The sequence below is a fragment of the Actinomyces gerencseriae DSM 6844 genome, from assembly GCF_000429265.1.
Lineage (GTDB): Bacteria > Actinomycetota > Actinomycetes > Actinomycetales > Actinomycetaceae > Actinomyces > Actinomyces gerencseriae.
Genome location: NZ_KE386872.1, coordinates 57,454 through 77,625 on the forward strand (window position 1 = coordinate 57,454; position 20,172 = coordinate 77,625).

Consider the following 20,172-nt stretch of genomic DNA (forward strand, 5'->3'; position numbering starts at 1 on the left):
CCGCCCACCGGCCCGGCAGGCGCGGCCCGACGCCACGGGCCCCGTCGGGTCCGCGGAGGTTCCGCACCGGCCCGGCAGGCGCGCGGCCCGACGCCGACGCGTGCCCCCGGCCACCGCCGAGCGCGGCAACCGGCCCGGCAGGCGCGCGGCCCGACGACTTCGGGCGCTACGGGCGCGGACGGGAAGTCGCCCCCGGAGCACGGATCCGACGAGTGACGCCCCGGCGTGATCAAGATCAACACCGAGCCCGACGCCGACGCACTATCCTCCAAGTGTCATGACACCCAGGGGTCCGACTCCCTCGTCGCCCGTCCGTCTCCCAGTCTTGGAGTTCCCGTGTCACCCACCACCCCCCGCGCGCCCCGTCCGACGACGGCGCTGCGCGACCTGTCCCACCGCTTCTTCATCGAGGGTCTCACCGGCATGGCCCACGGCCTGTTCGCCACCCTCATCGTCGGTACGATCCTCAGCCAGGCGGGCGCCTTCCTGCCCGGTACCGCAGGCGGGGTCGTCGTCATCCTGGGCCGCGTCGCCTCAGCCATCACGGGCGCCGGAATCGGGCTGGGCGTGGCCCACAGGCTCAAGGTGGACACCTTCGTCGTCATCTCCGCCGCCGTGGCCGGCCAGCTCGGCGCCCAGGCGAGCGGCCTCCTGTCGGGCTCGGCGATCGTCACCGACACGATCGGCACCGGCCTCATGCTCCGCGGACCCGGCGAGCCCCTCGGCGCCTTCCTCGCCGCCTACGCCGCCATCGAGGCGGGCCGACTCGTCTCCGGGCGCACCCCCGTCGACATCCTCGTCACCCCTCTGACCACCATCGTCACCGGCGGCGCCGTCGGCCTCGTCCTGGGACCGCCGATCTCCTCGGCCATGGTGGCCCTGGGCGGGCTCGTCAACTGGGGCACCGAGCGCCAGCCCCTCCTCATGGGCGTCATCGTCGCCGTCATCATGGGCATGATCCTCACACTGCCGATCTCCTCGGCGGCCCTGGGCATCATCCTGGACCTGTCGGGCATCGCCGCCGGGGCCGCGACGGTCGGCTGCGCCACGCAGATGGTGGGCTTCGCCGTCGCCTCCTTCCGGGAGAACCGCTGGTCCGGGCTCCTGGCCCAGGGCGTGGGCACGTCCATGCTCCAGGTGCCCAATATCGTGCGGCACCCCCTCATCTGGGTGCCGCCGACGCTCGCCTCGGCGATCCTGGGCCCGATCGCCACCGTCGCGCTCCGCATCGAGTCCAACGCCGTCGGCTCCGGCATGGGCACCTCCGGACTCGTCGGCCAGATCATGACGTGGCAGGTCATGGAGCCCGTGTGGGGAGGCGGACGGACGCTCGCCTCCATCGTCGGCCTCCACTTCATCGCCCCGGCCCTGCTCACGCTCGGCATCAGCGAGATCATGCGCCGCAAGAACTGGATCGGCCCCGGCGACATGGCCCTCGCCAAGGCCTGATCGCGGGATCGGGAGGCCGACAGGGGCGGCCACCTCGCAGAGCGCCGCGCTGGTGCCCGGGACCCCGGCGGGAGGCGCGGGCGCCGCCAGCAGGAGGAGAAGAGGCTCCCCAGCCCGTCACTCACGACTATTTGCGGCTGCTTGCAGGGTCCTCACAGTGATGCGCGTTGGACTGACATGTCCCGGTCCGGGCAGAGCGCTCGCTCCGCCCGGTCCGGCCATGACGAATCACTGAGAAGGGAGTCCCGAGATGAGCCTCTCCGCACTCGCCTACATAGGTCTCGACATAGTGGCCCTGTCCATACTGGTGGGAGCCCTCTACGTACCCCGCCACGGCCGCCGAGACCTCGTGGCCGCCTATATCGGCGTCAACGTCGGCGTCCTGGCGGTCACCCTCCTGCTGTCCAGCGCAACGGTCGCCGAGGGCCTGGGCCTGGGCCTGTTCGGCGTCCTGTCGATCATCCGCCTGCGATCCACCGCCCTGGCCCAGGGCGAGGTCGCCTACTTCTTCGCGGCCCTGGCCCTCGGCCTGCTCGGCGGCATCGAGGCCCCGATCGGCGCCGTCGCCATTCTCATGACGCTCGTGCTCGTCGCCCTGTTCGTGGGCGACCACCCCGCGCTCATGCGCCGCAACCGCAACCAGGTGGTCACGTTCGATCGCGCCATCTCCGATGAGGGCGAGCTCGCCGATCGTCTTGAGAACCTCCTGGACGCCAAGGTGCTCACCCTCGACATCCAGCGCCTCGACCTGGTCAACGACACCACCCTCGTCGACGTCCGCTACCGACTCCACCGCCCCCGGGCCGCCGAGATCCCGCAGCAGCCCCGGCAGAGCCGGCTCCCGGCATCGGCCCCGCCCCCGGCGGAGGACCCGGTCGCCGCGCCCTCCGGGGAGCACCGGCCCGGTACGTCCCGGGAAGCCGCGACAACGGCGGTGATTCCCCAGCCTCCGCAGCCCTCCCGGCCCTCCGAGCAGTCAGGGCGGACCGAGCACCCCGGATATCAGAACCCCCGGCACCGGCAGGGACCGGGGCATCAGAGCCCGCCGCCCGCCACGACGCAGCAGAACCGGCCCGCGACGCGGACGCAGGCCCTGCGGACCGAGTCCTCGGGCGCGCCCCCGCCGCCGACCCACTCCCCCCAGCCCCCGGCGGAGTCAACGAGCTCGACGAGTCACCTCCAGGACCAGCCGCAGAGCCAGCCGCAGGACCAGCGCTCCCGGCGGAGCTCGCCGTCCTACCGGCGCATCTGACTCCGCTGTTCCGCGTCTCAGCACGTGCCCGCACGACTCCGTCATGATTCCGCGGTGGTCCGGTGGCGGTTCCGCGGCGGTTCGGTGGTGGCTCGGTGGTGGTTCCATGACGATTCCGCGGCGCCGCCACCTGCTGGACCGACTGCTCGACGCGGGACCTCATCGCTCATCGCATCGAAAGGGGAGCGGCATGCCGCGCACCGAGAACTTCAGCACCATCACCCTCGACGAGCTCAACGCCGAAGCGGGTCTGCTCACCCGCATGGACCGCAAGTACCTGGTACCGCCCGATGACGCCCAGGAGGTCATCGACGCCCTCGCCCCACGGGCCCGGGTCCTGCAGATCGACGGGCTCCGCGACTTCCGCTACGCCTCCACCTACTTCGACACGCCCGCCCTGGACGCTTTCTTCCTGGCCGCCCGCAAGCGTCGTCGGCGCTACAAGGTTCGCACCCGCACCTACATGGACTCGGACCTGTGCTTCCTGGAGGTCAAGACCAACGGCTCACGGGAGGCCACGGTCAAGGACCGTCTGAGGTACCGCCCCGACGACGCCGACCGCCTCACTCCCGAGGGCCGCGACTTCGTCGTCGAGCGCCTGGTGGAGTCCGAGACCTGTGCGCGGGAGGATGCTCGCAGGGTGGCCGACGCCCTGGTGCCCGTCATGGACACCACCTACCGGCGCACCACGCTCCACCTGCCGGCCGACAGCGCCCGCGCCACCTTCGACACCGCGCTGACTTGGGAGCTGTTCGGCTCCGACGGCCTCCGGACGGACCGTCGAGTGCTCGTCAACAAGCGAGTGGTGGTGGAGACGAAGAATCCCTTCACGGCGTCCCCCACGGACCGACTCCTGTGGACTCGGGGCCACCGTCCGACCAGTCTGTCCAAGTACGCCACCGGGATGGCCGTGCTCCACGAGAACCTGCCCACCAACAAGTGGCACCGCACGATCACTCGGAAGCTCGACGCGTACCGGCACGACTGCTCGACACGACGGGACGTCTGAGACGGGCGCGGCCGGGGCCGGCCCCCGCCCCGTCGATGCGGTGGGAGCCGGCCCCGCGGTCCCGGCGCTCCGGGCCGCTGGAGAGCCGGAAGAGGCTCGGGGGACTCGGGCCGGGTCGGCGCGCACGTCATGCCTCATTCATGCTCCATTCACAGGGGGCTCACTGACTCCGCCTCTTGACTCTGTACCGACGACGGGCCGGTCCCGGCACGGGTCGACATGAACCGGCTCGACTCGCGACCGGCCCAGGACACCGGATCCAAGGAGCCTCACCATGACCCTCGCCCCACTGGCCTCCATCGGCGCCGACCTGATCGCCCTGACGACGCTCGTCGGCGGGCTGTACGTCCGGCGCCACAGCCGCAAGGACCTCCTGGCCGCCTATGTCGGCGTCAATGTGGGCGTGCTGGCGGTGACCCTCCTCCTGGCGACCTCCAACGTCGGGGCCGGGCTGGGACTGGGGCTGTTCGGCGTCCTGTCGATCATCCGCCTGCGCTCCACCGAACTCGCCCAGCACGAGGTCGCCTACTTCTTCGCAGCCCTCGCCCTCGGCCTGCTCGGCGGGATCGGCGCCTCCCCCGCGACGACGGCGCTGCTCATGGCCCTCGTCGTCACCTCCCTGTGGATCGGCGACCACCCCTCCCTGCTGCGCCGCAACCGGCACCAGGTGATCATGGTCGACCACGCGATCGTCGATGAGACCGCCCTGACCGAGCACCTCGCCCGTCTGCTCGGCGCCCGGATCAGCTCCATCGACGTCCAGCGCCTCGACCTGGTCAACGACACCACCCTCGTCGACGTCCGCTACCGGCTCCACCGCCCCCTGCCCCAGGAGGAGACCGACGCGCCCGCCCTCACGAGCGCGCGGAGCCCGGAGAGCCCTGACGGCGCAGCGGAGCTGCCGGCGGCCCCCTCCCCCGCGGACGCCTGGAACCCGATCATGCAGGAGCCGCCCTCCTACCGCCCGCAGCGCGAGCCCCGGAGCGCCGCCGCGGCACCCATGGCGATCCGCTGACGCGTCGGTCCTGCATCGGTCCTGCCCGGCCCCGCGCCGGCTCGACCCGACGCCGCGCAGCACGCCCTCGACCGCCCGCGTCCCGTCCGGCCCCGCGCCGGCTCGACGTCGGAAGGCCTCCTCCACCGCGGGCCGACCGCATCGTCCCACCCGCCACCGACAGGAACCGACAGAACAGGAGCATCCCGTGCTCACCGCCGCATCGACGACTCGCCCTCTCGACACCGGCCGTCTCTCCCCCACGACCCTGGAGGATCTCAACAGCGCAGCCAGTCTGCTCACGCGAGTCGACCGCAAGTACCTCGTCGCGTCCAGCGCCGCGCAGAACGTCGTCGATGCGCTGACCGGACGCGCGCTCGTCCTCGACATCGACGGCCGCCGCTCCTTCTCCTACGCCTCGACCTATTTCGACACCCCCGGACTCGACTCCTACCTCCAGGCCGCCCGGAAGCGCCGACACCGTTTCAAGATCCGCACCCGCTCCTACCTCGATTCGGGGCTGACCCTCCTGGAGGTCAAGACCCGGGGACCGCGAGGCGCCACGATCAAGCAGCGCCTGGACTACCGGGCCGCGGACGCCGATCGTCTGACGGAGGAGGGCATCGACTTCGTCGTCGAGTGCCTTGCGCCGCTGACCGGATCCGCGCAGGAGGCGCGCCGCACCGCGCAGAGCCTCCGACCGGTCATGGCGACGACCTACCGCCGCACCACGCTGCACCTGCCCGACGACGACGCCCGCGCCACCATCGACACCGACCTGGCGTGGACCGCGCTCGCACCCCGTTCGGGCGCATCGAGCGGCCCCTCCTCGACGACCGGCGCGGGCAGGACCCGCCCGACCGCCGTCGGGCGCGGCGCATCGCGGGCCGCCGGACCGCTCGCCGTCGTCGAGACGAAGAATCCGGCCCGGCACTCGCCCACGGACCGATACCTGTGGGCCGCCGGCCACCGGCCCTCGCGGATCTCGAAGTACGCCACCGGAATGGCGGCGCTCCACCCGGAGCTGCCCGCCAACAAGTGGCACCGGCTCCTCACCCGCGACCTGGCCGGCGCCGCCCGCGCGGCCTGAGACCGCCCCGCAGGAGCCGCCCCGCGACCGCAGGCGCACGTCGAGCCCGAGCCGGAGCCGAGCGCCACTCGCGCGGGCCGGGCCCGCTCGCACGGGTCACCACCGACCTCACAACCCATCACGACCGATTCCGGGACGGCCGAGCGCCGGCCGCCGGATGACCGGCACCAGGAGACACGCATGCTGAACCCACTGAAGCACCTCCCCGCCCGCCGCGCCGGGCGTCGCGCGAACGCGCTCCCGCGCGGCCGCCGGACGCATCGCACCGGCGGCGCGCTCGCCGCCCTGGCCGCGATCGCGCTCGTCACGGCCTGCGGGACCATCTCGACGACGACCGGACCGGACTCATCCTCCGGTTCCGGGACGACGATCAGCGCGAGCACCAGGAAGGCGTCCACCGGGGCGTCCGCGGCCGACATCCTGGCCGCGAACGCGGACACCTCCGAAGCCGCCTCGGCCGCCACCAGCACCGACAACGCCGGCGCCTACGACGCCTCCGCAGCCACGACCATCACGGCCTCGGGCGGGTCCGTCGAGGTCTCGGGGACCGACGCCGGCAACGTCGGCGTCAACGGAACGACCGTCACCATCACGGGGTCCGGCACCTTTGTCGTCACCGGCGCCCTCGACGACGGCCGGGTGGTCGTGGCGGCCGGCGACGCCGAGGTGCGCCTCGTTCTGGCCGGCACGTCGATCACCAATGCCGACGGCCCCGCGATCGACATCCAGGACGTCGGGAGCGCCGTGCTGGTCCTGGCGGAGGGCACGACGAACACGCTGGCCGACGGCTCGACCTACGCCGACACCGGCGAGGACGCCGCCACCGCCGCCCTGTACTCCTCGGACACGCTCACCATCACGGGCACCGGCTCCCTGGACGTGACCGGCTCGTACGACGACGGCATCTCCTCGAAGAACGGCCTCGTCATCACGGGGAACCCGACGATCACGGTCAACGCCGCCGACGACGGCGTGCGCGGCAAGGACTACCTGCTCGTCTCCTCGGGGAGACTGACGGTGACCGCGGGCGGAGACGGGCTGAAGTCCTCCGAGGACGATGACGAGACCAAGGGCTTCGTCGCGCTCGGGGCCGCCGCGGTGACCCTCACCTCCGGGGACGACGGCGTGTCCGCGACCACCGACGTCACGGTGGACGGCACGACGCTGTCGGTCACCGCCGGCGGCGGGCAGGCCAACGCCACCGTCTCGGAGCAGGGTCCGGGCGGCCAGGGCGCGCAGGCCGGCCCCGGCCGGGCGGCGCCGGAGCAGGACCGGTCAGGCCAGTCTGCCGAGACCCAGTCCGAGGACACCGCCCCCTCCCCCAAGGGGGTCAACGCCGGTGTGGCCTACTCCCAGGACTCGGGCGGCGTCACCATCGACGCCGCCGACGAGGGGCTGCAGGCCGCCTTCGTCAACGTGAACGGGGGGAGCCTCGACGTCTCATCAGGCGACGACGGCATCAACGCCTCCAACGGCGATCACACGATCGAGGGCTACGAGAACGCCGACTCCGAGTCCGATGACGGCTCGGCGATCACGATCTCGGGTGGCCGGGTGCAGATCGATTACGCGAACTCGGACGGGATCGACTCCAACGGATCGGCCCATGTCACCGGCGGCGAGGTCGTCGTGGGCGGCGCGGCGAGATCGATGGACGGATCGGTGGACGCCAACGGCGAGACGACGCTGGTGGGCGTGTCCGTCCCGCTGGCGGTGGCCAAGGGCGACACGATCACCGTCACGGGCGCGGACGGCACGACCTGGACGCTCACCAGCACGCTCTCCGCCGACGCGGTGACGGTGCTGGGGCTGAGCGAGGGCGCCGACTACACGGTCTCGACAACGTCCGGCGGCTCGACGACCGCGACGGCCTCGGCCCTGAGCGCCGGCATGGGCGGTGGCCCCGGAGGTCCGGAAGGCGGCCCCGGGGGCCAGGGCGGACAGGGGGGTCCGGGCGGACAGGGGGGTCCGGGCCGAGGAGGCCCCGGTGGCGCCGACGGCTGAGCGGTCCGGGCCCCTTTCGCCGAGATCGGTCGTATTCCGTGCCGAGATCGGTTCAGTTCCGCATCGAGATCGGTCGCCGCGCTCCAGTACGAGCCATTCCACTGCGGCGGTCGTAGACGGAGACTCCGCCGTTGCCACGTCGGCGTTCTTGAGGACCATCTGGATCTCCTGGACCATCTCGGTGGGTGCCCGCACAGGGGCGGCCGAGAAGCATGACGGCACTGCACGTTTACGGGACGCGGCGTCGCCCGCGCTCCGACTCGTGGCGAGCAACCATGGCAACACTCCGCCTGCGGGAGCAGTTCGGCGTCCACGGACTCGTCAAAACGCGCCTCCGGAACAGCCCCGGCCCGCACCGCATTGCCCACTCATGCACCGCAACTCGCACGACGAGCACCAGGCCCGGAGACAGTGCCAGAGCGCGCATCCGATGCTCCATACCGCGGGCGGGTCGTGCCTCTTTTCTCACCGCGGTGTCGTGCCTTAGGGCCTACTCAGAATACGACCATGCGGACTCACGTAAAACCGCGCGAGGAAGAGTACGACCACGTGGGGCTCCGGTGGTTCGGAGTCCTGCCGGGTACTGGACCCGGGTTGCCCGCCTGCTCGTCGAGGCGGGCATTCCTGTGCGAGTTGGGCGGCGTCCGACTCATCCCGAAATACCCGTTTCGTGTAGAAATGCCCGATTCGTGGTTCTAGCGACCGGGCGCGGCGCCGTCGGACCGATCTCGGCACGGAACCGGACCGATCTCGGCACGGAACCGGACCGATCTCGATGCGGAACTCGACCGATCTCGGCGAAAGATGGGACCGTCAGTCAGTCGGGGACGCGTATCCAGGCGGTGGCGTCGGCCGGCAGGACGTTCACAGCACCGGCGGCGCCGCCGAGCCCCTCCTCGTCGCCGTCGGGCTCGACGACGGCGAGCGGGGCGGAGGCCAGCAGCACCTCGCCGGCCGGCAGCCGGGCGTCGGCGCCGAAGGCCGTCCAGCACTGCACGCCGCCGCGGGAGAAGGCCAGGACGCGCTCATCGCGGCGCACCCACTGCAGCCGCTCCGCCTCCGCCGAGCCCGCCGCGCCCCAGACCTCGCGACGCAGCCGCAGGCCCTCGCGGTACACGTGCAGTATCGAGTCCGGGTCCGCCTCCTCGACCTCGACGGCGTGCTCCCCCCAGCCCGCCGGCTGAGGCAGGTGGGGCTCGGCGCCGTCGTCGGGCCCGAAGCCGAAGGAGCTGCCGGCCGCCGTCCACGGCAGCGGCACGCGGCAGCCGTCGCGCCCCTTCTCCTCCTCGCGCATGCGATGGGCGATCGGGTCCTGGAGGCGGTCCTCGGGGATGTCGGGGACCTCGGGCAGACCGAGCTCATCGCCCTGATACAGGTACATGGCCCCCGGCAGGGCCATGACGATCATGGCGGCGGCGCGCGCCCGGCGCTCGCCGCGAATCGGGTCGCTCACGGGGACGGCGCCGTCGGCGCTGATCCAGCGGCGCGCCATCCGCTGAGCGATGCCCGCGGGGTAGGCGGGGTCGGGATCGCCCGGCGGGACGTCGTCGGCGAGGTCGAAGCCGTAACGGCTGGTCACGCGAGGGGTGTCGTGGCAGCCGAGGACCCAGGTGGTCGAGCCGCAGGCCGCCTCGTCCGCGACCCCGGCGTCGATGGCCCAGCCGACGGAGCGGGCGGTCCAGTCGGCATCCTGCATCTGGAAGTTGAAGGCCTGCCCCAGGCTCGCGGCGTAGGCGGGGCGGCGGGAGGCGACGACGCCGGCCTCCGCGACGGCGAAGCGCGGCGGGCTGCAGGAGTCGAGCATGGTGCGCCACTGACGGTAGATGTCGTGGACCTCGTCGCGGTCGAACAGGGGATGGGAGCCGTCGTCGGGCAGCGGCCACCAGGGGATCTCCGCCACCGGGCGGTAGGGTTCGGACAGGTCCTTGGCCATACCGGGGGCGGCATCGACGCGGAACCCGTCCACACCGCGGTCGCACCAGAAGCGCAGGATGTCCAGGAAGTCCTCGCGCACGGCCGGGTGGTCCCAGTTGAGGTCGGGCTGCTCGGGGGCGAAAATGTGGAGGTACCACTGCCAGGGCCGGGGCGTGCCGGGACCGGTCAGGGGCGCGCCGTCCGGGCCGACGTCGTCGATGCGCTCCCAGGCGGAGCCGCCGAACATGGAGCGCCAGTCGTTGGGCGGTTCGCTCCCCCCGGGGCCCGCGCCGGGGCGGATGTGGTACAGAGCGCGCTCGGGGGCGTCCGGGCCACCGGCCAGGGCGGCGCGGAACCACCGATGGCGGTCGGAGGTGTGGTTGGGGACGATGTCCACCATCACCCTGATGCCGACGGCGTGGAGAGCGGCGACCATGCGGTCGAAGTCCTCCAGGGTGCCGATCTCGGGGGCGACCTCGCGGTGGTCGTCGACGTCGTAACCGCCGTCGGCCAGGGCGGAGGGGTAGAAGGGGGAGAGCCAGACGGCGTCGACGCCGAGGGCCGCCAGGTAGGGGACGCGGCTGGTGACGCCGGCGAGGTCGCCGATGCCGTTGCCGTCGGAGTCGGCGAAGGAGCGCGGGTAGACCTGGTAGACGACGGCGTCCTTCCACCACTGTCGGGCGGGAGGAGGCGCGGTCCCGGTCGGAGGCGGGACGGGCTGCGGGTTCACGGTCACGGGCGCATCCTGCCAGGAAGCGGGCGGGACGCGGAACGCGCGGGAGGCGGTGGCGATGCTCGCGCCCCGGGCATCGGGAGCGTCAGGACGCCGAGGACACGGATCTTGAGGGCGTCGACCCGCCGGGCCCGCCGAAGGCGCCGGGCACGGGCCGACTCGCCGGATACTGATCCCGCCGCATCACCGAGGAGCACCGCCTCGTCCACCGCATCGACTGGTCACCGCATCAGGTCGGCAGCTGGACGGTTCCGGAGCCGATCGCGCACTCGTCTACTCCTGCGCAAGCTGCCGACGAATCCGCTCAAGGTGCTCCTCGATCCAGGTGGCCACCGACGCTGGCAGTCGTTCGGCGGCACCAGCCGCCCAGGTCTCGGAGAACCGTTCGATCGTCTCATCAACGACGTCAAGGACATCATCGCCCTCGACCTTCAGAGCCGCCTGGAGCCGTGCGAAGTGGCCGCGGGAGATCTCCGACAGCCGCGTCGCACCGAAGAAGGGCAGCCCCAGATCGGCGTGGTTGGGGTAGGCGGCCGTGCACACGAGGTCGTAGGCGGGGGAGAGCCGCGCGACCCTCCGATCCGGGTAGATGAGCGACCAGTTCTTGAGGTGGGCGTCCCCGTTGCCGACGAGCAGATTGAAAACCGACCGACGCACCATCTCCCGCAGCGAGGCACGATCCCGCCCGCGATAGGCGATGGCGGCGACGGTCTCGACCGTGGATCGGTACTTCCCCTCGCCGGCACCGAAGCGTCCGAGCACCTGGGCGAAGTCCTCGATGTGGATGCGCCCGCCGGGCGAGCGGTCGAAGCGGCGCACGACGTAGGCGAGGGGCTCCCCCGACGTCCAGACCCCGGGGCCGAGGTCGTCGATATCATCCCGGGGCCAGAGCTCCACCTCGGGCACGTCGATCCCGATCGCCTTCGCGAGCCGCATGATGGCGAACTCGTTGGTGGGCAGCCCCGGGTACTCTCGGTCGGGAGTCTTGAGGATCCAGTCCCCGTCCTGCCCATGGGCCGGGACGACGAGGCGGTCGCCCTGACGACTCATGGACAACTTCATCGTCATGCCCGCGAGGGCGAACCCCCGCCGCTCGAACGAAGCCGATCGCCCCGCCGACCGAGCATCCGCGCATGGCCCGCCGACAGGCCCACCGGGACGGTCCGCAGTCTCGTCGGCCACGACCTCCACGGCACCGGGAAGGTCCCGGCCGGCCCAGACCAGCAAGTCGATCTCGCGACGAGTCCTCCCACCCGGTTTCTCAATGACCAGGTCACGCAGACGCCCCTCGGGCAGAAGGTTCGAGAACCAGGCGGGCACCCGATTCACAGCATGCGGCCGTCGGCGCGGATGGCTCTCGAACCACCTGCCGAGAACTTCACGGTCGGAGCGATCCCAATAGTCGCGGTCGAAGACGAAGGCGGTGAAGGAATCCCGGCGTCGGATAACACCGACGTGGTCACCATGAAGGAGAACCGCATAGACCGACTCGATCATGCCCGATCATAATCAGCCGCAGTCGTGCACCTCCCCCGGACCCGGGTCCCGGCACATGCCCCTCAGCACTCTCAGCACTCCACGACGTTGACGGCAAGGCCCCCGCGGGAGGTCTCCTTGTACTTGGCGAGCATGTCCTCGCCGGTCTGGCGCATGGTCTCGACCACGGTGTCGAGGCTGACGGCGTGACGCCCCTCGCCCCACAGCGCCATGCGGGCGGCGTTGATCGCCTTGACCGCGGCCACCGCGTTGCGCTCGATGCAGGGGATCTGGACGAGCCCGCCCACCGGATCGCAGGTCAGCCCCAGGTTGTGCTCCATGGCGATCTCCGCGGCGTTCTCCACCTGCTCGGGCGTCCCGCCGAGCGCCTCCGCCAGGCCGGCGGCCGCCATGGAGGACGCCGACCCCACCTCCCCCTGGCAGCCCACCTCCGCTCCGGCGATGGAGGCGTTGGTCTTGATGAGCCCGCCCACGGCGGTCGCGGCGAGCAGGAAGCGGCGGGCCCCGTCGTCGTCGGCCCCGGGGATGAAGCGCTCGTAGTAGGCCAGGACGGCGGGCACGATCCCCGCGGCGCCATTGGTCGGGGCCGTGACGACGCGCCGTCCGGCGGCGTTCTCCTCGTTGACCGCGAGCGCGAACAGGTCCACCCAGTCCATGCCGCGCAGTGGATCGGCCATGGCGAAGGCGGCCGCCGGGCCCTTCTCCTGGGCGCGCAGCCGCTCGTGGAGCGCCCTGGCCCGACGACGCACCCCGAGGCCGCCGGGCAGGACGCCCTCGGTTCTCATGCCGGCCTCGATGCAGGCGCGCATGGTGTCGCGCAGGCGGTCCAGGTAGGCGAGCACCTCCTCGCGGGGTCGCGCGGAGACCTCGTTGGCCAGGACGACGCCGGACACGCTCAGCGCCTCGCGCTCGCAGATCTGAAGCATCGCGGCCGAGGTGGTGAAGGGGAAGGGAGCGGGGGTGGCGTGGGCCTCGGTGGCGGAGGCGGTCGCCAGGGCCTGGATCGACGGAGAGCCGGGGGCGCCGACGTCCTCCATGACGAAGCCTCCGCCCACCGAGTAGTAGGTGCGGCGCAGGATCTCGGAGCCGGCGGCGCAGTAGGCGGTCAGGGCCATCCCGTTGACGTGGTAGGGCAGGACCCGGCCGGGCAGGAAGTGGATGTCGGTACCGGGGCTGAAGGGCACGGGCCCGATGCCGTCGACGACCAGCCCCCCGGCGGCCCCGACCTCCTCCATGAGCGACTCGCACACGACGGCGGGGACGGTCTCGGGCTCGTACCCGGCCAGTCCCATGACGACGGCGCGGTCGGTGGCGTGCCCGCGACCGGTGGCGCCGAGCGAGCCGTAGAGCTCGACCGTCAGGCGGGTGGGCCAGGGGCCGTCGGGCACGTCGGAGCCGCGGGCGCGCTCGAGGGCGCCCGGCTGGGAGGAGCCCGCCTCCGCGGCCAGTGCGCGGCTGAAGGCCCGGGCGGCCCGCATGGGGCCCACGGTGTGCGAGGAGGAGGGGCCGATCCCGATGCGCATGAGGTCGAAGACGCTCAGCGGACGGGGTGCCTGCTCGACGTCGATCGCCCCGGCGAGGAGGGACGCCGGCGTGGCCGAGTCCAGTGCCGTGGAGACGAGGGCGGTCTCCGGGGCGACGGCGGACGGGCCGGGCGCGACGGGGTCGGTGGAGCTGATGGGGCCCTCGGTCAGGAGGTCCGCCGAGGCGTTCGCGGAGGCGCTCGTCGAGGGAGGAAGGCCACGGCTGGTCACGTCCTCCATGATGCACGCCCGGCGCCCGGGCCCCAAGTCCCGATCACGTCCCGCGCCCTCCCGCCGCCGCGACGCCACCGCGCGGTCGTGCCCTACGGCTCGCAGGCGGCGCGTGAAGATCACCGTCCAGAGGCGCGTGGGACTCGTGAGGTCGTACCCTTCTCCGCGCGGTCGTACCTTAGAGCCCCGCTAACATACGACCGCGCGGCGCCGGGTACGACCGCGAGGCAACAGGTACGACCGCGAGGGCGACGTATGGCGGGCCCTGCGCGGAGCCCGGCTCGATGCTCGCATGAGGATGGCCTCGCCAGCGCGTCGCCACCACGACCGATCTCGGCGCGGAACCGAACCGATCTCGGCGCGGAACCGAACCGATCTCGGCGAGGGGCCGCCGTCAGTCGGTCGAGCGCACCAGCCACCAGGCGGCGTAGGGCGGCACGGGCACCTGTCCGTCGCCGGAGCCCTCGAGCGTGGTCGAGTCGGAGGGAACCGTGCCGGTGAGCACGTCGACGGCGCCCAGCACCCCGTACTCGGCGAGTCGCCAGGCCGGAACGCTCCTCCAGTCGGGAGTCACGTTGTACACGCCCACGAAGGAGCCGCGCGGATGGTCGCGGTACGTGACCAGCACGCCCTCATCGTCGACCGGGGCCACCACCGTGCGCACGTCGGCGCTCAGCTGCGGCAGGCCCGCCCGTACCTTCCCCAGGTGGGCCAGATCGGAGAAGACGCGTCCCTCGACGGTGGAGCGGTCGTGCCTGTTCTCCATGCGGGACTCGTCCAGAGCGGGGCGCCCCGCCCATCGCGAGTCCGACTCATGGCCCGGTTCGGTGTCCCAGTTCGGGTCGTTGAACTGGCCGAGCTCGTCACCGCTCCAGATGACCGGCACGCCGCCCCATCCGTAGATGATGGCGTTGGCCAGTCGCAGGGCGTTGAAGCGCTCCTCGAGCCACGTGCGCAGCTCCTCCTCCCGCCACTGCGGCGTCGACTCGTCGATGCCCTCGACCGCCTCGGCGGCGCTCTCGATGCCGATGAGGCTCGCGGCGGTACCGGCGATGCGACGGTCGTTGGTGACCGGGTTGTACTGGAAGACCAGGCCGCGGGCGTCGCTCATGGGGTAGGTCCCGCGGTACCAGTCGGCCAGGAAGACGCGGTGCCAGTAGCCGTTGAGCCCGACCTCCTCGGCGTCGGTGTCGCCGATGGCCCAGCCGATGTCGTCGTGGCAGCGGATGTAGGTGATCCAGGTGGCGGTGGGCGGCTCGACGGGCAGCGCGTCCAGGGCGTGTGCGGCGAGCGTGACGTTGCGGGTGGCGAGCATGGACCAGATCTGGACCATGAGGGAGTTGTGGTAGGCGAGGTCGGAGACCTTGCCCGTGTACCTGCCCTGGCCGAGGTACTGGAGGAGCTCGGTGGGGGCGACGATCGCCTCGGCCTTGAGATCGACCGCGGGGGTCGCGATGCGGGTGATGGCGCGCAGCACCTCGGTGATGGCGTGGACCTCGGGCTGGCCCTGGCAGTCGGTGCCCTTGCGCTTGATGGTGAAGGCGATGGCGTCCAGGCGCAGCACCTCCACGCCCCGGTTGGCCAGGTTCATGATGATGGAGACGAACTCCTCCATGATGCGGGGGTTGCGCCAGTTGAGGTCCCACTGGAAGGAGTTGAAGGTCGTCCAGACCCACCCGCCCATCTCGTCGTTCCAGGTGAAGTTGCCGGGGGCGAAGTCGGGGAAGATCTCGGGGAGGGTCTTCTCGTACTCGTCGGGCTCGGTGCGGTCGGGGTAGACGAAGAAGTAGTCGCGGTAGCGCTGCTCGCCCGCCCGGGCGCGCTCGGCCCACTCGTGCTCGGCGGCGACGTGGTTGAGGACGAGGTCGATCACCAGGCTGATGCCGTCCCGGCGCAGTTCCGCGGTCAGGTCGGCGAGGTCGTCCATGTCGCCCAGGTCGGGACGCACGGAGCGGTAGTCGGCCACGGCGTAGCCGCCGTCGGAGTCCCCGGGGCGCGGGGTGAGCAGGGGCATGAGGTGGAGGTAGGACACGCCCAGCTCACGCAGGTAGGGGATGCGCCGTATGACGCCGCGCAGGTCGCCGGCGAAGCGCTCGGTGTAGCCGGCGTAACCGATGCGCGAGGGATCCTGGATCCAGGTGGGGTCGAGCGTACGGGCGAGATCGAGGTGGCGCAGCTCCGGATCGCGCTCCACGTAGGCGCGGGCGGCCTCGGCGAGCAGGACGGCGGCGGTGCGCGTGGCGATGGGCTCGCCGTAGAGCGTCGCCAGGCCGTCGCCGACGTCGGGGTACCAGCGCTCGATCCGAGTGGTGAGGATCTCGCGCTCGGGGCGGGTGAGGTCGGAGGCGTCCAGGACGACATCGACGGCGTCGCGGACCTCCGCAGGGATCTCGGCAGCGGTGTCGCGGCCGGTGGACCAGGTGGAGTCAGGTGCGGTAGGGACGGGCTTGGAGGCGCTCATGGTCCTATAGTGGCCGAGGTGCTCATCGTTTGGCAGGTCTTCGGGGCCCCGACTTGGTCGTCGTTCATGGTGACCGTAGGAGACGGCCCGGAACCGGCATCGATCAGTAGTCGAGACCGATCGAGATCAACCGGGACCGATCGGGATCGGTAGCAGGACGATCGGACGCCACCGCAGGGCCGCCCCGCCCCGTCCATGACGAGGCCGGCACGCGGACGAGACGCGCGCCGCATCGCGTCGGGGGCGCGGGTCCCGCAGCGCCTTCGAGCGCCCCCGGCGGGACGTCGATGAGATCCGAGGAGATCGGAGGTCACTGACCGGGTGGGGCGCCCGCACCACCGGGGGCTCCAGTACCACCGGGGACTCCGGCAGCGCCCACGCCACCGGGGGCTCCAGCGCCACCGGGGGCATCGGAGGAGGCGCGTGCCGCACGGGAAGCGCGAGTCGCGCGAGAGGCACGGGAGACGCGGGAGGCGGGGGCACCGCCCTCGCCGTCGGGCGTCCCCTCGGCAGCATGCCGGGCCCGGGCGACCCGCGTGGCCCGGGTGACCGGTCCCGCCGGGCGCATATCGGCCTCTCGCATGGTCCCGTCGAACACAACGGTGGCCAGCCGGGAGTCGTCGCCCGCCGGGGAGTTGGTGACCATCGCGGCGCCCCCGACGTGCTCCTCCAGGGTCTGGAGCATCTTCATGGGCGTGGCCAGGAGGAGCTGGAAGCCGAATCCGCGGAAGACGTCCAGGCCGGCCCGGGTGAACTCGGCGTCGGTCTTGTCGAAGGCCTCGTCGAGGACCACCAGCGCGTACCCGGGAACCGCCTGCCCGGGCTCGGTGAGCTGGTAGCGCAGCGCGGCCGCCAGGCAGAAGACGACGAGCTTCTGGCGCTGCCCGCCCGACAGGCCCGCGGCCCCCTCGTAGTAGTCGACGGCCACGCCCGAGGCGTCGCGCTCGACGGCGGTGAAGGAGACGTGCAGGCGGGTGTCCAGGCACTGCCGCTTCCACGACTCGTCGTGGGGATCGGTGGAGCCCAGGCGCGTCATGACGGAGTTGAGAACGGCGAAGCGGGCCTCGGCCTCCTCGGTCGTCTCGTCGGCCAGATCGAGGCTGCCGGCGGCGATCGTGGCCAGATCCGCCAGGAAGTCGTGAACGACCGGCAGTCGCCGCTCCGCCACCTCGATGTGGAGGTGATGGCCCGGCGAGTACTCGGTGGCGCGCAGGGCGTCGTTGACGGGGCCGATGCGGCTCCTGACCTGGCTGACGGCGCGCCGCACCTCTCCGGCGAGCTGGCCGACGTTCTGACGGGACTGGTTGTGGAGGAGCTCGGCGAAGCGGCGCTCGAAACGGGGCAGGCCATCGGTCTGAAGGCGGTCCAGCAGGTCGAGGTAGTCGCCGAGGAAGGCCGCCTCCGGCCTCACCTCGCTGCCCGGAACGGGCCAGCGCTCGGAGAAGCGCACCATGATGGCGCGGGCCTCGCCCAGACCGCGGCTCTCCTCCTGAGAGGCGCGCTGATTGTCGTAGGCGATCTGCTGCTCGACCTCGCGGGCGGCGATGTCCACCTCCGCCAGCCCCGCGTGACGGCGCCTCGCGCGGAACCGCTGCTCCAGCTCGGCGAAGAGGGTCTTCCTCTCGGCCTCGTCCAGGGAGCGCCAACGGGAGCCGGCCTCGGCCGCGCGGGCATCACCGGAAGCGGCCTCCTCGGAGCCGCCCGCGCCCTCGGAGCGCGCCCGGTCCTCGTCCCGCTCCTGGCGCCGGCGGGCGATTCCGGCCAGCGCGGCCTCGGCGTCGTCGAGCCGCGAGCGCTGGACCTGCTCCTCCCCGGCGAGCCGGAGCACCGCCTCCCTGGCCTTGTCCTCGGCCAGACCGGCGGCCGCGGCGCGCGACTCGAGCTCGGCCAGACCCGGCAGCGCCTCCGCCGCGCGCCCGCGCTGCGCGACCAGCTCGGCCTCGCGCGACCTGGCGCCGTCGACGTCGACCTCCTCCCAGGTGGTCTCCAGGATGCGCAGGCACGCGTCGCGGCGCTCCCGGGCGGTGGTGCGCGCGCGACTGAGCGAGCCGAGCTCCTCGTCGATGGCCTCCAGCCGGTCGGACACCTGCCGACCCTCGGAGATCACCTGCTCGAGGCGCTCGGCGGGATCGACGCCGACCGTCCAGTTGCGCGAGTCGGTCAGGTCCCGGCGGTCGTCCTTGAGGTGACTGGTGCGCGAGGACTTGACCTGCCCGGCGCGGGTGACCCCCCGGTCCAGACCGACCAGGTCGCGCGAGTCCTCGACGCAGGAGTGGTCGAATCGGCGCATGATCTCGGCATCGAGCCACCCGGCGTGCTCGGAGCCGGGCCGGGGTCGGATCCGGCGAGCCAGGGCGTCGGCGGTCACGGGAGGGGCGGAGTGCCGCGCGGGCGTCATGCGCTCGTAGGCGAGGCGGGCGCGCAGGCGCCGGGCGTCGACGGCGGCCGCCACCTTGCGGTAGAGGTGCTCCGGAACGAGCATGGTGCGGGCGAAGGGGGCGACGACGGTCTCGACGGCGACGCGCCACTCCTCCTGCCCGGGAACGAGCTCGAGGACCTCCCCGGCGAAGGGCAGGGCGGCGGGGGCCTGCCCGACGGCGTGGGCGATGGTGTCCCGGGCGCGCAGCAGGTCCGCGCTCATGGCCGAGCGCGAGGCGGTGATCTGCTCGGCGCGCTCGCGCAGCTCGCGACGCTGCTCCACCAGAGCGAGCTGCTCGGCGCGCAGGGCGCTGCGAGCCTCGTCCTGCTCCCCCTCGGCGCGCTCGGCGCGCTCGATCTCCTGCGCCGCGGTGCGCTGGAGCTCGGCGAAGGCGGCTCCCTCGCTCGGTGCGGCGGCGCCCAGGACGTTCAGCTGGGCGTCGAGGAAGCCCCGGGCCCGCGCGACGCGCTCGGTGGCCTGACGGGCCGCGTCCAGGCGGGCGTCGAGAGCGGGCAGGTTCTCCCCGAGGCCACCGGCCAGGGCGAGGCGGGCGGCCTCCCGCTCCCGGCGGGCGTCCTCCTCGACACGGCGGGCGGCGGCGAGCTCATCGGCCAGGCGGTCCAGCGCGCGGCGCGCCGTGTCCGCGGTCTGCTCGTGCAGGGTCGTCTTGAGCTGCTCCAGGTAGGGGTCGATGGCCGCGCGCAACTGCTCGGTGCGCTCCTGATCGCGACGCGCCTCGGCGATGCGCTCCTCGAGACGGCGCAGCGGGGACAGCAGGGCCTCCTGGTTGCGGGCCTCGACGACGGAGGCGTGGGCCTCGCGCAGCTCGGCGAACTGCTCGACGGCGGCCGCCGCCATGGCGAAGGTGTCCGGCTCGTCGAGCATGAAGTCGCGCAGGAGGGTGTCGAGGCTGGTGAGGTTCTTGGCGGACTGGGTCCTGTGGAGCAGGCGCTGCGCGACCTCGCCGGACAGGCCCAGGCGCCGGCGGAAGCGGGCCGCGAAGGCCTCGTAGCGCTCGAAGCGGGTGGCGCGCCCCTTCAAATCACGGCTGAGGCCGCGCTTGTCGATGCCGTTGGACAGGTACTCCATGAGCTCGGTCAGGGCGATGTCCCCCTCGACGAGCAGCTGGGTCTGGGTGACGGAGTCGGTCGAGACCGTGCCCTGCCTGGCGTGGTAGAGCTTGACGAGAGTGATCGTCTCCTCGGGGCGCAGTCGCGTGAACGTCAGGGCGATGCCGCTGCGGGTGGCGCGCGGGCGCAGGTAGTCGGTGACGACCTCGCCGGTGATCTCATCGGCGCTGCGCCGGTAGGCGCCGCGGACGTAGCTCAGGACGGAGCGGGAGCGATCGGCCGTCGAGGAGTCCTGAGCGGCCGCGTTGAAGCGCAGGTTCTCGGCCGGCACGAGGACGGCGGACAGCGCGTCCAGCAACGAGGACTTCCCCGAGCCCGAGGGGCCGGTGAGCAGGAGCCCGCCGCGCGGGACCGGAAGGTCGTGATGGCCGGAGAAGGTGCCCCAGTTGTAGACCTGGATACGGGCCAGGCGGTGCTGCGAGGCGGTCTGCGGCGCGGTCGCCGAGCTGGTCATGACTCGTCCCTC

Annotated in this window: 11 protein-coding genes; 6 read left to right on the top strand and 5 right to left on the bottom strand. The window is 72.3% G+C overall.

Annotated features, from left to right (window positions below):
- Positions 1 to 336: 336 nt before the first annotated feature.
- From G448_RS0111930 to G448_RS16480, 6 genes are all read left to right on the top strand, one after another.
- A complete protein-coding gene (locus G448_RS0111930; protein ID WP_245572318.1) occupies positions 337 to 1,449 on the top strand; it encodes a PTS sugar transporter subunit IIC in 1,113 nt (370 codons plus the stop codon).
- A 250-nt stretch (positions 1,450 to 1,699) separates the two neighbouring features.
- A complete protein-coding gene (locus tag G448_RS16475; protein ID WP_084436724.1) occupies positions 1,700 to 2,701 on the top strand; it encodes a DUF4956 domain-containing protein in 1,002 nt (333 codons plus the stop codon).
- A gap of 190 nt (positions 2,702 to 2,891) precedes the next feature.
- Positions 2,892 to 3,710 carry a polyphosphate polymerase domain-containing protein gene (locus tag G448_RS0111940; RefSeq protein ID WP_026408168.1) on the top strand — a complete coding sequence of 273 codons (819 nt, stop codon included), beginning with the start codon at positions 2,892 to 2,894 and terminating at the stop codon, positions 3,708 to 3,710.
- Between the two features lie 274 nt (positions 3,711 to 3,984).
- On the top strand, positions 3,985 to 4,725 hold the full coding sequence (locus G448_RS0111945) for a DUF4956 domain-containing protein (RefSeq protein ID WP_026408169.1): 741 nt from the start codon (positions 3,985 to 3,987) through the stop codon (positions 4,723 to 4,725).
- A 187-nt stretch (positions 4,726 to 4,912) separates the two neighbouring features.
- On the top strand, positions 4,913 to 5,794 hold the full coding sequence (locus G448_RS0111950) for a polyphosphate polymerase domain-containing protein (RefSeq protein ID WP_026408170.1): 882 nt from the start codon (positions 4,913 to 4,915) through the stop codon (positions 5,792 to 5,794).
- Between the two features lie 180 nt (positions 5,795 to 5,974).
- Positions 5,975 to 7,798 carry a carbohydrate-binding domain-containing protein gene (locus tag G448_RS16480; protein WP_051269021.1) on the top strand — a complete coding sequence of 608 codons (1,824 nt, stop codon included), beginning with the start codon at positions 5,975 to 5,977 and terminating at the stop codon, positions 7,796 to 7,798.
- An 817-nt stretch (positions 7,799 to 8,615) separates the two neighbouring features.
- On the opposite strand, the gene G448_RS0111960 is transcribed toward G448_RS16480, so the two are convergent.
- From G448_RS0111960 to G448_RS16485, 5 genes are all read right to left on the bottom strand, one after another.
- A complete protein-coding gene (locus tag G448_RS0111960; RefSeq protein ID WP_051269023.1) occupies positions 8,616 to 10,448 on the bottom strand; it encodes a glycoside hydrolase family 13 protein in 1,833 nt (610 codons plus the stop codon).
- A 270-nt stretch (positions 10,449 to 10,718) separates the two neighbouring features.
- A complete protein-coding gene (locus G448_RS19050) occupies positions 10,719 to 11,942 on the bottom strand; it encodes a type II toxin-antitoxin system HipA family toxin (protein ID WP_026408172.1) in 1,224 nt (407 codons plus the stop codon).
- A gap of 71 nt (positions 11,943 to 12,013) precedes the next feature.
- Positions 12,014 to 13,705 (bottom strand): L-serine ammonia-lyase, encoded by a 1,692-nt coding sequence (locus G448_RS0111970; RefSeq protein ID WP_084436726.1) that lies wholly within the window; start codon positions 13,703 to 13,705, stop codon positions 12,014 to 12,016.
- A 385-nt stretch (positions 13,706 to 14,090) separates the two neighbouring features.
- Entirely contained in the window at positions 14,091 to 16,157 is a 2,067-nt protein-coding gene (locus G448_RS0111975; RefSeq protein ID WP_026408174.1) for an alpha-amylase family protein, read from the bottom strand.
- 310 nt (positions 16,158 to 16,467) lie between these two features.
- Positions 16,468 to 20,160, bottom strand: coding sequence for an ATP-binding protein (locus tag G448_RS16485; RefSeq protein WP_084436728.1), 3,693 nt, complete (start codon positions 20,158 to 20,160; stop codon positions 16,468 to 16,470).
- Between the last annotated feature and the right edge of the window lie 12 nt (positions 20,161 to 20,172).

What these genes read in the sequence shown, in the direction of transcription:
- G448_RS16475 (WP_084436724.1), top strand. Translation starts at nt 1,700, where the DNA reads ATGAGCCTCTCCGCACTCGCCTACATAGGTCTCGACATAGTGGCCCTG.
- G448_RS0111940 (WP_026408168.1), top strand. Translation starts at nt 2,892, where the DNA reads ATGCCGCGCACCGAGAACTTCAGCACCATCACCCTCGACGAGCTCAAC.
- G448_RS0111945 (WP_026408169.1), top strand. Translation starts at nt 3,985, where the DNA reads ATGACCCTCGCCCCACTGGCCTCCATCGGCGCCGACCTGATCGCCCTG.
- G448_RS16480 (WP_051269021.1), top strand. Translation starts at nt 5,975, where the DNA reads ATGCTGAACCCACTGAAGCACCTCCCCGCCCGCCGCGCCGGGCGTCGC.
- G448_RS19050 (WP_026408172.1), bottom strand. Translation starts at nt 11,942, where the DNA reads ATGATCGAGTCGGTCTATGCGGTTCTCCTTCATGGTGACCACGTCGGT.
- G448_RS0111970 (WP_084436726.1), bottom strand. Translation starts at nt 13,705, where the DNA reads ATGGAGGACGTGACCAGCCGTGGCCTTCCTCCCTCGACGAGCGCCTCC.
- G448_RS0111975 (WP_026408174.1), bottom strand. Translation starts at nt 16,157, where the DNA reads ATGAGCGCCTCCAAGCCCGTCCCTACCGCACCTGACTCCACCTGGTCC.
- G448_RS16485 (WP_084436728.1), bottom strand. Translation starts at nt 20,160, where the DNA reads ATGACCAGCTCGGCGACCGCGCCGCAGACCGCCTCGCAGCACCGCCTG.